Source organism: Geodermatophilus obscurus (assembly GCF_900143215.1).
In the GTDB taxonomy this organism is placed as follows: domain Bacteria; phylum Actinomycetota; class Actinomycetes; order Mycobacteriales; family Geodermatophilaceae; genus Geodermatophilus; species Geodermatophilus obscurus_A.
Genome location: NZ_FRDM01000011.1, coordinates 138135 through 152404 on the forward strand (window position 1 = coordinate 138135; position 14270 = coordinate 152404).

A 14270-nucleotide genomic window follows, 5' to 3' on the forward strand; every position below is an offset into this window, starting at 1 on the left:
GGCGTGCGAGGGTGGCAGTCCGGTGAGCCCGGCATCTCGCAGAGGAGGGCACGTGGTCAGAGACCACCCGGCGCCGCTCGGCGCCGGCGGCACCGGCTCGCCGGCCCGCGCCGCGGGCTGAGGCGTCCGACGGTGACCGTGCAGCGGGGTGTCCCGCGGAACGACCTCCCGGTGACCAGCGGGGCCACCGGCATGCCGCCGGCCGCCGCCGCGGAGGTGCAGGCCGCCGCCGTCGCGGCCCAGGCCGCGGCAGACGCCGCCGCGGCGACGGGGACCGAGGCCCCCCTCCTGCCCGAGGACGCGCTCGGGCCCCCGACCGGCGGCATGCCGCGCTGGATGGTGCTGCTGATCGGTGCCGCCACCGCGACCATCGCGATCGCCGGGGTGCGCTCGATCGCCTGGCTCGTCGGCCCGGTCCTGCTGGCCCTGGTCGTGGTCATCGCCCTCATGCCGGTGCAGCGCTTCCTGCAGCGGCACGGCTGGCCCCGGTGGGCCAGCGCCACGGTGCTGCTCCTGCTGGTCTGGACCGTCCTGTTGGGTTTCGTCGCCCTCCTGGTGGTCTCGATCGCCCAGTTCGCGGCACTGCTGCCCAACTACGCCGGGTCGGCCGAGGCGCTCATCGCCTCGGTGGTCGCCGACCTCAACGACCGCGGGATCGTCTCCGGCCAGCTCTCCGACCTGGTGGCGCAGTTCGACTACAGCCAGCTGGTGGGCGTGGCCACCGGCGTGCTGTCCCGGGCCACCGACGCCGCCTCCACGCTGGTCCTGCTGCTGGCGGCGCTGGTGTTCCTCTCCATCGAGGCCGGCGGGTTCGGCCGGCGGCTGGCGCTCGTCGCCGCCGACCGGCCGCACCTGCCGATCGCGCTGGGCCTGTTCGCCCGCGGCACCCGCAGCTACCTCTGGGTCAGCACGGTGTTCGGCGGCATCGTGGCCGTCGGCGACGGCATCGCGCTGGCGATCATCGGCATCCCGCTGCCGGTGGTGTGGGGGCTGCTGTCCTTCGTCACCAACTACGTGCCCAACATCGGCTTCGTGCTGGGGCTGGTGCCACCGGCGATCCTGGCGCTGCTCGACGGCGGCTGGACCGAGTTCTGGACCGTCGTCGCGGTCTACGCGCTGCTCAACTTCGTCGTCCAGACGCTCATCCAGCCGCGGTTCGTCGGTGACTCGGTGGGGCTGTCGATGACCGTCACCTTCGTGGCGCTGCTGTTCTGGGGCTGGGTGCTCGGCGCGCTGGGCGCGCTGCTGGCCATCCCGCTCACCCTGCTGCTCAAGGCGCTGCTCGTGGACGTCGACCCCCGCGGGCACTGGCTCGACGCGCTGCTGCGCGAGGAGCCCAGAGCGCCCCGGACCAGCCGGGCCCGGCAGCGTGCGAACGCCCGTCGCGCGGCCCTCGCCTCGGTCCGCGCGCTGCACGTGCCGCGGCCGCACCGGCGCCCGTCGGAGGACTGAACCCGCAGGTCAGCACGGAATGTCGGACCCCTGGAGGACGTTGTTCCCATGTCGGGCACACCGCCCGTCACGACGTCTGGAGGACGCCATGAAGGGCGACCGTGTCGAGATCGTGATCGACGCCGGCGGGAGCACCCGCACCTACGAGATCGAGGCCACCCGCGCGGGGCGGCGGGTGGACGTGAGCCACGGCCGCGGGCTGGTCGAGGTCACCGAGACCACCCGGGGCGGCACCACCGTCCGCACCGCCCGGTTCATGGCCGGCCGGGTCCTGGCGCTCGTCGAGCACCCGGCGCCCCGGCCCGCGCTGGACGACGACGCCGGCGTGACGCCGCTGCGCCAGACCGCCTGAGGAAGGGCCCCTGCCTCCCCCCGAGGAAGGACCCCGTCCGCCCCAACCCTCGCCGGCTCAGGGCGGGACCCGGGACGGGGCCGCAGCGGGTGCGTGCAGGAGGACCGCCGTCCCGGAGCAGGAACTGGTCGTCATGGCCGGTCTGCAGGGCAGCGGGAAGTCGACCTGGGTGCGTGCGCACCTGGCCGCGACGCACGCCGTCGTGAGCAAGGACCACTGGCCCAACGCCCGCCGCCGCGAGGCCCGGCAGCGGCGGGTGGTCGCCGAGCTGCTGGCCGAGGGGTGCAGCGTCGTCGTCGACAACACCAACCCCGCACCGGAGGACCGGGCGCCGCTGGTCGCGGCGGCCCGCGCGGCCGGCGCCGGCGTCCGGGCGGTGTGGGTGGACACGCCGGTCCCGGTCTGTGCCGCGCGCAACGACGCGCGGGGCGGACGGGCCCGAGTGCCGCCGGCCGGGTTGTACGGCACGGCGGCGCGGTTCGTGCCGCCCTCGACGGCGGAGGGCTTCGACCGGGTGGACGTGGTTCCCACCGGCTGACTGCCGCGGGATCGTCGGCGCGCGGGGAGCGGCCGGGGCGCGCGGGCCGGCTCGTGCAACCGTCGGCTGAGCAGCGCACCCGCCCGGCACGCCGGGGCGGGCCGGGGGACGCCGGTGCGGTAGACACGTCCGGCGTCCGCCCGTCCCGCGTCCCCCGGAGGTCCCTCGTGCTGGCCAGCATCGGTTACGCCGTCGCCTACACCGGGGTCGGCATCGTGCTGCTGACCCTCGGCTTCCTCGTGCTCGACCTGCTCACCCCCGGCCACCTCGGCCGGCAGATCCACGAGGAGCGGTCGGTCAACGCCGGGATCGTGGCCGCCGCCGGCTTCCTCGCCCAGGGACTGATCATCTTCAGCGCGATCTGGACCAACGCGACCAGCGGGTTCGGTACGGCGCTGCTCTACACCGTCGTCTTCGGCCTGCTCGGCGTGGTGCTGCAGGCGGTGGCGTTCCTGGTCCTCGACCTGCTCACCCCGGGCAAGCTGGGCCGGCACGTGACCGAGGTGTCCTTCCACCCGGCCAGCCTGGTCCTCGCCGCGGTGCAGCTGGCCGTTGCCGGCATCGTCGTCGCCAGCACCTGGCCCTGACCCGCGCCTCCACCGACACCCGCCTACCCGCCGGTAGCCTCGCGGAGCCGATCCGTACCGTGTGGTCCAGCGCACCGGACGGCGCAGAAATCGGAGAGGGACGAACAGATGAGCGAGTTGAACAGCACCGGGACCCGCGTGGCGATCGTCACCGGTGCCGCGCGGGGCATCGGTGCGGCCGTGGCCAAGCGGCTGGCCCAGGACGGGTTCGCCGTGGGCGTGCTCGACCTGGACGAGGTCGCGGGCAAGGAGACGGTGGAGACCATCGAGGCCGCGGGTGGCCGGGCGCTGGCCCTGGGCGCCGACGTCAGCGACGCCGAGCAGGTCGAGGCCGCGGTCAGCCGCGTCGCCGCCGAGCTGGGCGCCCCGACGGTCCTGGTCAACAACGCCGGCGTCATCCGCGACAACATGCTGTTCAAGATGACCGAGGCCGACTGGGACGTCGTCATGAACGTGCACCTGCGCGGCGCCTTCCTGATGACCCGTGCGGTGCAGAAGCACATGATCGACGCCAAGTGGGGCCGGATCGTCAACCTGTCGAGCACCTCGGCGCTGGGCAACCGCGGCCAGGCCAACTACTCGGCGGCCAAGGCCGGGCTGCAGGGCTTCACCAAGACCCTCGCGATCGAGCTCGGCAAGTTCGGCGTCACCGCCAACGCGATCGCGCCGGGCTTCATCCAGACCGAGATGACCAAGGCGACCGCCGACCGGATGGGCGTCGCGTTCGAGGACTTCATCGCCTACGCCGCCAAGGAGATCCCGGTGCAGCGGGTCGGGCAGCCCGAGGACATCGCGCACCTGGCCTCGTTCTTCATCAGCGAGGGCGCCGGCTTCGTGTCCGGCCAGGTGGTCTACGCCGCCGGCGGCCCGAAGGCCTAGCCGGCGACCGCTCGTGGCGGGCCCGGCCGGGCGCACACCCGGCCGGGCCCGCGCGCGTTCCGGAGGCGGGCATGGCGGTGCGTGCGCCGGTGTTGTACGAACCGTGACACGCACGTCCCTCCGCCTCGCCCTGATCGGTGACTCCCTCGCGTACGGCTCCGGGGCCGCCGGCCCCCGCGACGCCCTCGGCCCGCGGCTGGCCGCGGCCCTGACCGACGCCGGCTACGACGTCGATCTGGCCGTGCTGGCCGTCCCCGGAGCGGTGACCGGGGACCTGACCGCGCAGGTCCGCCGGGCCGCGCCGCTGGGCGTGGACCTCGCCGTGGTGGTGGTCGGCGCCAACGACCTGGCACGGCTGGTGCCTCCGGCGCAGTCGGCCGCGGCGCTGGCGAGCGCGCTGGCCGACCTGCGCGCCGCCGGCACCGACGTGGTCGTCGTCCCCGCACCGGACATGTCGACCGTCCCGTGGGTGCCGCCGGCGCTGCGGCCGCTGGTGCAGGTCGCCTCCGCGACGCTGCAGCGCGAGCAGGCCGCCGTCGCCCGGAGGAACGGCGCGATGGTGGCCGCCGTCTCCGACGCCGTGTCCGCCGCGTTCGGCACCGACCCGGCGCTGTTCTCCGCCGACCGCTTCCACCCGTCGTCGGCCGGCTACGCGCACATCGCCCAGGCGCTGGTGCCGCACGTCGTCGCCGCCGCCCACGCGCGGCGGGACGCCGCCGCCTGATCCCAGACGGGGTCGCGATCATGGCGCCGGAACCACCGATCCGGTCGGGACGGTGGTCCCGGCGCCATGATCGCCGCCGGGACGGGGGGGGGCGGCCTCCCACCCCCCGCCCTGCGCTCACTCGGTCGGCGGCTCGTCCTTGCCGGCCTCCTCGGCCGCGTCGGCCTCCTCCTTGGTCTTGTGCACCGCGCCGTCGGCGTGCTCCGGCGGGCCGTAGACGGTGTAGAGGACCAGCGGGTTGGGGCCGGTGTTGACGAAGTTGTGCTTCGTGCCGGCGGGGACGACGACCAGGTCGCCCTGCGCCACCTTCTTCGTGGACCCGGAGATCCGCGCCTCACCGGTGCCGCTGACGAAGGTGAGGATCTGGTCGATGTCCTCGTGCACCTCCTCGCCGATCTCACCGCCCGGCGGGATGGTCATGATGACCAGCTGGGTGTTCTTGCCGGTCCACAGCACGCGGCGGAAGTCGGCGTACTTCTCCGCCTCGGTCGCGATGGTGTAGTGGATGACGGACGCCATCGAGGGCTCCTCTCCTCGGTCGGGCACGGGTCTGTGCGGCCGCGGCCCGGTCGGGCCCGGCGGACGACGTCCCTCCTGCCCCCCGCCCGCGTCCCTCATTCCTGCCTGGCGGACCCCGTCCTCCCCGGTGTGGCAGGGCCCCGTCCCCCTCACCCTGCGCCCGCTCAGGGCGGCACCCGGGGGACGGGGCCTGCGCCGAGCCTCTGGACGGGGCCCGCCCGTGTCGGGTCTGCGGCGCGTCCGGACCGGGCACAGCGGAGCGTGGTGATCGAACTCACCGGGGTGACCGGGAAGGGATGGCGACGCTCCCGGCGTCGTCCCAGAGGTGACGACCGCGACCGACGCCCGCCCCACCGCCCGTGCCTACGCCGTGTGGCTGGTCGCGCTCGCCGCCTACACCGTCGCCGTCTTCCACCGCGCCTCCCTGGGCGTCGCCGGGGTGGAGGCGCAGGAGCGGTTCTCCGCCGGCGCCTCGGCGATCTCGCTGTTCCTGGTGCTGCAACTGGTGGTCTACGCCGCCATGCAGGTGCCGGTGGGTGTGGCGCTGGACCGGTTCGGCTCCCGGCGGCTGATCCTGGCCGGCGCGCTCACCATGGCCGCGGGGCAGGCGACACTGGCGCTGGCGGGTGACGTGCCGGCGGCCATCGCCGCGCGGGTGCTCGTCGGCGCGGGGGACGCGATGACCTTCGTCAGCGTGCTGCGGGTGGTCGGCTTCTGGTTCCCCGGCCGGACCGTTCCGCTGATCACCCAGCTCACCGGCATCCTCGGCCAGTTCGGGCAGATCGCCGCGGCCTACCCGCTGGTCGCGCTGCTGCACGCGACGTCCTGGGAGTCCACCTTCCTGGGCGGGGCCGCGGTCAGCGTGCTCGTCGCCGTCCTGGTGCTCGTCGCGCTGCGGGACGTGCCCCCCGGCACCGTGCTGGCCCCGCCGGCCGGGCTCGCCGAGGTCCGGCGCAGCCTGGCGCTGACCTGGCGGGAACCGGGCACCCGCATCGGTCTGTACACCCACCTGGTCACCCAGTTCTCCGGCACCGTCTTCGCGCTGCTGTGGGGCTATCCCTTCCTGGTCCTCGGCCAGGGCCTGAGCCCGGCCACGGCGGCCGGCCTGCTGACCCTCCTGGTTGTGGTCGGCATCGGCGTCGGCCCGCTGTTCGGCCGGCTGTGCGGCCGCTGGCCGCTGCGCCGCTCGACGCTGGTGTTCGGCATCCTCGTCGCCACTGCGGTCACCTGGACCGTCGTGCTGCTGTGGCCTGGGCGCGCGCCGCTGGCGCTGCTGGTGCTGCTGGTCGTCGTCCTGGGCACCAACGGCCCCGGCTCGATGATCGGCTTCGACTTCGCCCGCACCTGGAACCCCGCCGAGCGGCAGGGCAGTGCGAGCGGCGTGGTCAACGTCGGCGGCTTCGTCGCCTCGCTGCTCACCGTGCTGGCCGTGGGCGCGGTTCTCGACCTGCTCACCCCGGACGGCTCGGCGAGCTACTCGCTGGACGCCTTCCGCGCCGCGTTCGCCACCCAGTACCTGTTCTGGGCCATCGGGTTCGTCGGCGTGCTGCGTCACCGCCGAGAGCTGCGGGCGCGGCTGGCCCGCGACGGCGTCGTCCTGGCGCCGCTCGGCGTCGCCGTGGGCGCCCGGCTGCGCGGGGGCTCCGCCTACCGCTGAACGAGGACCCTGGCCCCCGTGCCGGGTCCCGCCGCCGGCCCGTCCAGAGACTCATCCCGAGCCTGCGAGGGATGAGGAGGACGGGGTCCTCACACGGTGGGGGCAAGGGGGTCCCTTCTCACGCCCCGTGGCGGACCCGGCACGCAGGTGGCGGACGACGCCGTCTCGCCCGCGGCCCGGGAGCGCGGAACCCCTCCCGGCGGCCGCGGTCTGGCACCGTCCCGGCCTGGGGCACGGGGAAGCAGGGAGGCGCGGTGTTCCGACGCAACGAGGCTCCGGTCGGCGGCGGGTCGGGAACAGCGGGGGCGGCGGCTCGGCGCGCGGAGGAGAGCCGGCCCGGTGGCGCCGGGAACCTCGACGCCCTGCTCAAGCCCCGGCCGGCGTTCCGCGCCGCGCTGCGCGGCTACGACCGGCTGCAGGTGGACAACTACGTCGCCTGGGCCGAGACCGAGCTGCTCGCCGTCCGGCGGGCCAACGACGACCTGATGTCCCGCTACGGCGCCTGCGCCGCCGAGCTGGAGATCTCCCGCCGGCTGCTGGCCTGCTCACCGGCGGGACGCGAGCAGGTGCGGACCTCCGAGCGGGTGGGGGAGATCCTCCGGCTGGCCGCCGACGAGGCCGCGCGGCTGACCGAGGCCGGCGCCGCCGACGCCGACCGACTGCGCGGGGAGGCGCGGGCTGAGGCCGACGCGCTGCTGCGGCGGGCCCGCGAGGTCAAGGACGGCGCCGTCGCCGAGTGCACCCGCATGCGGCAGGACGCCGAGCAGGCTCGGGCAGCCGCGGAGGAGGAGCTGGCGCGGGCGCACGCCGAGGTGCGCCGGCTGACCGGAGAGCTGGACGCGGTGCTGCAGACCCTGGCCGACCAGCCGGCCGGTGAGGAGCCCGCGCCCGCACCGCTGCCGACCTGACACGATGGCGTCGGGCCCGGCCCAGGGCCCGAGCGGGAGGTGCACGTGGACGTCGTCGTCGGGCTGGACTCCGGGACGACGGCGACGAAGGCGGTCACCGCGGGCGTCGACGCCCGCGTGCGCGACCTCGTCAGCGTCGGCTATCCGCTGCTGGTGCCGGGGCCCGGCCGCGCCGAGCTCGACGCCGGCCGCCTGCAGCAGGCCGCGGTCGAGGCACTCGCCGCGGTCGCCGCGCTCGCCCGCGAGCGCGGCGACCGCGTCGTCGGGATCAGCCTCAGCGCCGCCATGCACGGCCTGGTGCCGATGGACGCCGACGGCACGCCGCTGGGGCCGGTGGTCACCTGGGCCGACGCCCGGGCCGCCGAGTGGGCGCAGGCCCTGGTCGCCGACGGGCGCGCCTCCGCGCTGCACGCCCGGACCGGCACGCCGGTGCACGCGATGTCGCCGCTGGTGAAGCTCTCCTGGGAGCGGGCGCAGGACGCCGACCGGGTGGCCGGGACGCCGCGCTGGGGCGGGGTCAAGGAGCTGGTGCTCGCGGCGCTGTGCGGCGGCGTGCAGGTGGTCGACCGCTCGTGCGCCTCGGCCACCGGCCTCTACGACCTCCGTGCCGGCCGGTGGGACGACGAGGCGCTGGGCATCGCCGGCGTCCGGGTCGGCCAGCTCGGCGAGGTGCTGCCGACGACCGCGGTGCTGCCGGGCCTGCGCGCCGACGTCGCCGCCGCGACCGGGCTGCCGGCGGACACCCCGGTGGTCGTCGGGGCCGCCGACGGGGTGCTGGCCAACCTCGGCGTCGGCGCGGTGCGCCCGGAGGTCGCCGCGGTGTCCCTGGGCACCAGCGGCGCGATGCGGGTCGTCGTCCCCACGCCCACGGTGGACCCCGGGCGCCGGCTGTTCTGCTACGCGCTCACCGACGACGCCTGGGTGGTCGGGGGATCGGTGAACAACGGCGGCTCGGTGGTGCGCTGGGCCAGCCAGGCGCTGGCCGTCGATCCCGGCTCCCCCGAGCCGCACGGGGAGGCGGCCGACGAGCTCGACGCCCGGCTGCTCGAGGAGGCCGCGCAGGTCCCCGCGGGGAGCGCCGGGCTGCTGTGCCTGCCCTACCTGCTCGGCGAGCGGGCGCCGTGGTGGCGCTCGGGACTGCGCGGGGCCTACATCGGCCTGCGCCGCGAGCACCGGCGGCCGCACCTGGTCCGCGCCGCGGTGGAGGGCGTCTGCCAGCAGCTGGCGCTGGTCCGCGACGCGTTCGCCGCCACCGACCTGCCGGTGTGCGAGGTGCGCGCCACCGGGGGAGCGGTCGCCTCGTCGCTGTGGGTGCGCACGCTGGCCGCGGCCCTGGACCTGCCGGTGCGGGTCGCCGACTCCCCGGAGGGCACCGGGCTGGGCGCCTGCCTGCTCGGGCTGCACGCCCTGGGAGCGCTGCCGGACCTCGACGCCGCGACCGCGCTGGTGGCCGTGCACGACCCGGTGGAGCCAGACCCGGACGACGCCGCGGTCTACCGGGGGCTGCGGCCGCTGGTGGAGCGCTCCACGGACGCGCTGACCGACGTCCTCACCGCACTGGACGCGCTCGACGACACCCCGGCCGCCCTCGTGTGACCCCCGGGCCGATCCGAGAGCCGGACGGCGGTCCGCGCACCTGGGCCGTCCCGAGCCCTGACGAGGGCGGGGCGTCGACGGACCCCCCGGAGCCGGGTCCGCGGTGGCATCGTGGCGCGATGGGACGCACCCTCCGTCTGGCCGGCGCCGGCCTCGGCGCGCTGGCCGCAGTGGCCGCCCGCGACCTGCTGCAGCGCGAGCACACCCTGCTGCGCAACTTCCCGGTGATCGGCCACGCCCGGTACCTGCTCGAGTCGATCGGCCCGGAGCTGCGCCAGTACCTCGTGGCGGGCAACAACGAGGAGCGCCCGTTCACCCGCGACCAGCGGCGCTGGGTGTACGCGTCGGCGAAGCACGACAACAACTACTTCGGCTTCGGCACCGACAACGACCTGGAGTTCACCGCCGGCTACCCGGTCATCAACCACCGCACGTTCGGCCGGGCGGTACCGCCCACCTCCGTCCACGCCGGCCACGACGTCGCGCTGCCCAGCGCCAAGGTGCTCGGCGGTCCGCGCGGCCGGGCGAAGGCGTTCCGGCCGGCCTCGGTCGTCAACGTCTCGGCGATGAGCTTCGGGTCGCTGTCCGGCGCGGCGATCGAGGCGCTCAACCGCGGGGCAGCGCTGGCCGGGTGCCTGCAGAACACCGGCGAGGGCGGGCTCTCGGCGCACCACCGGCACGGCGGGGAGCTGGTCTACCAGATCGGCACCGCCTACTTCGGCTGCCGGGACGAGCAGGGCCGTTTCGACCTGCAGCGGCTCAAGGACCTGGTGGCCGGGGCGCCCGTGCGCGCCCTGGAGGTCAAGCTCAGCCAGGGCGCCAAACCCAGCCTGGGCGGCGTCCTGCCGGCCGCGAAGGTGTCGGCCGAGATCGCGGCCGCCCGCGGCGTGCCGGAGGGCGTGGACTGCATCAGCCCGTCGCGGCACGCGGAGTTCTCCGACACCGACAGCCTGCTCGACTGGGTGGAGCTGCTCGCCGCCGAGACGGGGCTGCCGGTCGGCGTCAAGTCCGCCGTCGGCGACATGACCTTCTGGCACGAGCTCACCGACCTGATGGCGAGCACCGGCCGCGGCGTGGACTTCGTGACGGTGGACGGCGGCGAGGGCGGCACCGGCGCGGCGCCGCTCATCTTCACCGACTCGGTGTCCCTGCCGTTCCAGCTCGGCTTCGCCCGGGTGCACTCGCTGTTCGCCCGCGCGGGGCTGCACGAGCAGGTCACCTTCGTCGGCGCCGGCAAGCTGGGACTGCCCGACAACGCGATCGTGGCGTTCGCGCTCGGCTGCGACATGGTCAACGTCGGCCGCGAGGCGATGCTGGCGATCGGCTGCATCCAGGCGCAGAAGTGCCACACCGACACCTGCCCGACCGGCGTCGCCACCCAGAACCCCTGGCTGGCGCACGGCCTCGACCCGCAGCTGAAGTCGGTCCGCGCGGCGAACTACATCGGGACGCTGCGCCGCGACCTGGTCAAGGTCGCCGAGGCCTGCGGCGTCGAGCACCCCGGGCTCATCGACTCCTCCTCCGTCGAGATCCTCACCGGGCGCACGGCCGCCACGCCGCTGGGGGAGGTTTACGGCTACGAACCGGGGTGGGGGCTGCCGTCGGCCGCCGACCGCGAGGAGATCGTGCGGATCATGACCGCCGAGGCCCCGCAGGGCGGCTCCGCCGTCCCCTCGGAGGACGCCGTCCGCTGACGCCGGCAGCTGACTGGCGCGACCCCATCGATCTCCCCCGCGATCATGGCGCCGGGACCGCCGACCAGGCTCGGCAGGTGGTCCTGGCGCCATGATCGCGGGGAGTGGGCGGCTCACGCGCCGCGGAGCAGCTCCTCGAAGGAGGGGACGTCGGCGAACGGGTCCACCGGCCGCTTGGTCGAGGGTCGGCCGGCGATCAGGTCGGCCAGCTCGCCGGCCGCGCGGTCGATCCGGCGGGCCAGCTCGGCGTCCACCCCACTGGCACCGGCCCAGTCCTCCGACGCGGCGAAGACGCCGGTGGGTGCCGGGATCGCGCGGAGGTAGGCGAACAGCGGCCGCATCGCGTGCTCGATCACCAGTGAGTGCCGGGCGGTGCCGGCGGTGGCGCCGAGCAGCACCGGCGTCCCGGTCAGGGAGTCCTTGTCCAGGACGTCGAAGAACGTCTTGAACAGCCCGCTGTAGGACGCCGAGAACACCGGCGTCACCGCGATGAGCCCGTCGGCGCCGGTGACCGTGTCGATCGCCGCCCGCAGCGGCTCGTTGGCGAAGCCGGTGACCAGGTCGTCGGCCAGGTCGCGGGCGTGCGTGCGCAGCTCGACGACCTCCACCGTCGCGTCATCGCCCCGCTCGCGCAGGGCGGCGACGGTCGCGGCGGTGAGCCGGTCGGCCAGCAGCCGGGTCGACGACGGGGTCGACAGCCCGCCGCTCACGACCGCCAGGGCGCGGGTGGTCATGCGGGGACCTCCTCGGGGGACGCCTGCCGGGCCGCCACGCGCGAGGCGTGGGTCGGGGCGTCGGGCACGTGCGCGGGCTTGAGGGCGGCGAACTCACGGCGCAGCACCGGCACGACCTCCTCGCCGAGGATGTCGAGCTGCTCCAGCACCGTCTTCAGCGGCAGGCCGGCGTGGTCGACGAGGAACAGCTGCCGCTGGTAGTCGCCGACGTACTCGCGGAAGCCGAGGGTCCGCTCGATGACCTGCTGCGGGCTGCCGACGGTCAGCGGCGTCTCGCGGGAGAAGTCCTCCAGCGACGGGCCGTGGCCGTAGACCGGCGCGTTGTCGAAGTAGGGCCGGAACTCAGCGATCGCGTCCTGGCTGTTCCTGCGCATGAACACCTGGCCGCCCAGCCCGACGATCGCCTGGTCGGGGCTGCCGTGGCCGTGGTGCTCGTACCGGCGGCGGTAGAACTCGACCATCCGCTTCGTGTGCTCGGCCGGCCAGAAGATGTGGTTGGAGAAGAAGCCGTCGCCGTAGTAGGCGGCCTGCTCGGCGATCTGCGGCGAGCGGATCGAGCCGTGCCACACGAACGGCGCGACGCCGTCCAGCGGCCGCGGGGTCGAGGTGAAGCCCTGCAGCGGCGTGCGGTACTGCCCGGACCAGTCGACGACCTCGGTGTCCCACAGCCGGCGCAGCAGCGCGTAGTTCTCCACCGCCAGCGGGATGCCGTTGCGGATGTCCTGCCCGAACCAGGGGTAGACCGGGCCGGTGTTGCCGCGGCCCATCATCAGGTCCACCCGGCCGCCGGCCAGGTGCTGCAGCATCGCGTAGTCCTCGGCGATCTTCACCGGGTCGTTGGTGGTGATCAGCGTGGTCGCCGTCGACAGCTGCAGCCGCGACGTCTGCGCGGCGATGTAGGCCAGCGTCGTCGTCGGCGAGGAGGAGAAGAACGGCGGGTTGTGGTGCTCGCCCAGGGCGAAGACGTCGAGCCCGACCTCCTCGGCCTTCTTCGCGATGGCGACGATCGCCTGGATCCGCTCAGCCTCGCCGGGCGTGCGGCCGGTGGTGGGATCGGTCGTGATGTCGCTGACCGAGAAGACGCCGAACTGCATGTCGGTCTCCATTGGTTGAGAGTGCAACTACTGTCCGGTGCAACGCATCCGGTGGGGAGGTATTCCGCTCGGCCGGTTCCCTCCGAGGCAGAGCGGACGCGGCACCGGAACGTCACTCGCGTCACACAAGTGGTCCCCGCCATTGTCACGGGACGGTAACGGCGCTTACGGTGGCTTCCGTCCGGTCGGTCGTCTCGTCCCCGTTCGGGGAGCCTGATCGGACGCCGCCGAGTCGTGTCCGCCGCCAGCGGGCGCGAGCCGGGGACCCACCGCAGTACTGGGGTGAATCCCGCCCGCGTGCACGATGCGCGGGCCGGTAGGGCTGCTTCCCGCCCGAACCCGTCAGCTAACTCGGTAGGCGGCTCACGGAAGAACGGAGCACTCACATGCCCCGCCCCCGGGCCCTCGCGGCTCGCCGGCTTCCCCGGCCACGCGCGCCTCGCGCATCTTCCCCGGCCAGCTGACCCGGCACCCGACTGCGCCCGCCGGCTCTTCCTGATCCGCCGGCACCCCCCGTAGACCGCGCCGCACCGGGCCGTCCTCTGCCACGAGGACCGATCCCGCGCGCCCTTCCGCCACGGAGCCCCCACCTGATGGACACCAAGCAGTTCCCGGCCGTCCCGGCCACCGACGCCCCCGCCAACCGGACCGCCCGCCGCTTGCGGCTGCCCGCCGGCGGCCGCCGCCCGGCGATCCTGCTGGCCACGGCCGCCGCCGGCGCCATCGCCGTCACCACCGTCGTCGGCACGCAGCCGGCCGCCGAGGCCGAGACCGAGACGGTTACCGCCTCCGTGAGCGTCGCCGAGCAGCTGGGTATCCGCACCGACGCCGCGCAGCAGCCGCTCGCCGCCCCGGCCGCCCCCGAGCTGGCCCCGCTGCAGGACCTCGCCGCCTCCCGCAGCGAGCGCCAGGCCGCTGAGGCACAGGCCGCGCAGCTCCAGGCCGCCGCGCAGCAGGCCGAGCTGGACCGCCAGGCCGCCGAGAAGGCCGCCGCCGAGCAGGCCGCCCGCGAGGCCGCGGAGCGCGCGGCCGCCGAGAAGGCCGCGGCCGAGGCCGCCGCCCGTGAGGCCGCGCAGCGCGCGGCCGCCGCGCCCGCGCCCGCTCCGGCTGCGGCGCCGGCGCCCGCCGCCAGCAGCTCGTCGTCGTCCGCCGCGCCGCGCGGCTCCTTCAAGGACTACGCGATGGCCAAGGTCGGCAGCGCCGATCAGTTCAGCTGCCTGGAGAAGCTGTGGGGCAAGGAGAGCGGCTGGAACCCCAATGCGCAGAACCCCACCAGCACCGCCTACGGAATCCCGCAGTTCTTGAACTCGACGTGGGCCAGCACCGGCATCGCCAAGACGTCGGACGGCTACCGGCAGATCGACGCCGGCCTGATCTACATCGAGAACCGCTACGGCAGCCCGTGCGGCGCCTGGTCGCACTCGCAGGCCAAGGGCTGGTACTAGGGCCTGTCCCGCGGATCATGTGCTGAGCCAGAGCACTGCGCTGACCAGCAGCAGCGTGGCGCGGTAGTAGGCAGCGCGCTTGGCGTAGCGG

The 14270-nt window shown here is 74.9% G+C and carries 14 protein-coding genes and 1 riboswitch; of the genes, 11 read left to right on the forward strand and 3 right to left on the reverse strand.

Going from position 1 to position 14270, the window contains the following annotated elements:
- Positions 1–132: 132 nt before the first annotated feature.
- From BUB17_RS12830 to BUB17_RS12855, 6 genes are all read left to right on the forward strand, one after another.
- Positions 133–1452, forward strand: coding sequence for an AI-2E family transporter (locus tag BUB17_RS12830; RefSeq protein WP_072918497.1), 1320 nt, complete (start codon positions 133–135; stop codon positions 1450–1452).
- Between the two features lie 88 nt (positions 1453–1540).
- Positions 1541–1804 (forward strand): hypothetical protein, encoded by a 264-nt coding sequence (locus BUB17_RS12835; RefSeq protein WP_072918499.1) that lies wholly within the window; start codon positions 1541–1543, stop codon positions 1802–1804.
- A gap of 133 nt (positions 1805–1937) precedes the next feature.
- Complete coding sequence (locus tag BUB17_RS12840) at positions 1938–2342, forward strand: AAA family ATPase (protein ID WP_072918500.1); 405 nt, start codon at positions 1938–1940, stop codon at positions 2340–2342.
- 167 nt (positions 2343–2509) lie between these two features.
- Entirely contained in the window at positions 2510–2929 is a 420-nt protein-coding gene (locus tag BUB17_RS12845) for a DUF350 domain-containing protein (protein WP_072918501.1), read from the forward strand.
- A 108-nt stretch (positions 2930–3037) separates the two neighbouring features.
- Positions 3038–3808 (forward strand): 3-oxoacyl-ACP reductase FabG, encoded by a 771-nt coding sequence (gene fabG, locus BUB17_RS12850; protein WP_072918502.1) that lies wholly within the window; start codon positions 3038–3040, stop codon positions 3806–3808.
- A gap of 103 nt (positions 3809–3911) precedes the next feature.
- The gene (locus tag BUB17_RS12855) at positions 3912–4532 is read left to right on the forward strand and encodes a GDSL-type esterase/lipase family protein (RefSeq protein WP_072918503.1); all 621 of its coding nucleotides are present in this window, start codon (positions 3912–3914) and stop codon (positions 4530–4532) included.
- 117 nt (positions 4533–4649) lie between these two features.
- Here the strand turns inward: BUB17_RS12855 and BUB17_RS12860 are convergent, their stop codons facing one another.
- Complete coding sequence (locus tag BUB17_RS12860) at positions 4650–5051, reverse strand: cupin domain-containing protein (protein WP_072918505.1); 402 nt, start codon at positions 5049–5051, stop codon at positions 4650–4652.
- Positions 5052–5376: 325 nt separating this feature from the next.
- On the opposite strand from BUB17_RS12860, the gene BUB17_RS12865 reads away from it, so the two are divergent.
- From BUB17_RS12865 to BUB17_RS12880, 4 genes are all read left to right on the forward strand, one after another.
- On the forward strand, positions 5377–6708 hold the full coding sequence (locus tag BUB17_RS12865; protein WP_072918507.1) for an MFS transporter: 1332 nt from the start codon (positions 5377–5379) through the stop codon (positions 6706–6708).
- A gap of 254 nt (positions 6709–6962) precedes the next feature.
- Positions 6963–7616 carry a DivIVA domain-containing protein gene (locus BUB17_RS12870; protein WP_072918509.1) on the forward strand — a complete coding sequence of 218 codons (654 nt, stop codon included), beginning with the start codon at positions 6963–6965 and terminating at the stop codon, positions 7614–7616.
- 45 nt (positions 7617–7661) lie between these two features.
- A complete protein-coding gene (locus tag BUB17_RS12875) occupies positions 7662–9212 on the forward strand; it encodes a gluconokinase (protein ID WP_072918510.1) in 1551 nt (516 codons plus the stop codon).
- Between the two features lie 119 nt (positions 9213–9331).
- Positions 9332–10906: an FMN-binding glutamate synthase family protein gene (locus BUB17_RS12880; RefSeq protein ID WP_072918512.1), complete on the forward strand. Its 1575-nt coding sequence runs from the start codon at positions 9332–9334 to the stop codon at positions 10904–10906.
- 113 nt (positions 10907–11019) lie between these two features.
- Here BUB17_RS12880 and BUB17_RS12885 read toward each other — a convergent pair whose 3' ends face one another.
- Complete coding sequence (locus BUB17_RS12885) at positions 11020–11640, reverse strand: FMN reductase (protein WP_072918513.1); 621 nt, start codon at positions 11638–11640, stop codon at positions 11020–11022.
- A complete protein-coding gene (locus BUB17_RS12890) occupies positions 11637–12746 on the reverse strand; it encodes an LLM class flavin-dependent oxidoreductase (RefSeq protein WP_244277189.1) in 1110 nt (369 codons plus the stop codon). The genes BUB17_RS12885 and BUB17_RS12890 overlap by 4 nt, the downstream gene beginning before the upstream one ends.
- 203 nt (positions 12747–12949) lie before the next feature.
- Positions 12950–13110: riboswitch (cyclic di-AMP (ydaO/yuaA leader) on the forward strand.
- 217 nt (positions 13111–13327) lie between these two features.
- Between BUB17_RS12890 and BUB17_RS12895 the strand changes: the two genes are divergently transcribed.
- Positions 13328–14179, forward strand: a complete 852-nt coding sequence (locus BUB17_RS12895; RefSeq protein WP_072918515.1) for an aggregation-promoting factor C-terminal-like domain-containing protein — start codon at positions 13328–13330, stop codon at positions 14177–14179.
- The last annotated feature ends 91 nt before the right edge of the window (positions 14180–14270 follow it).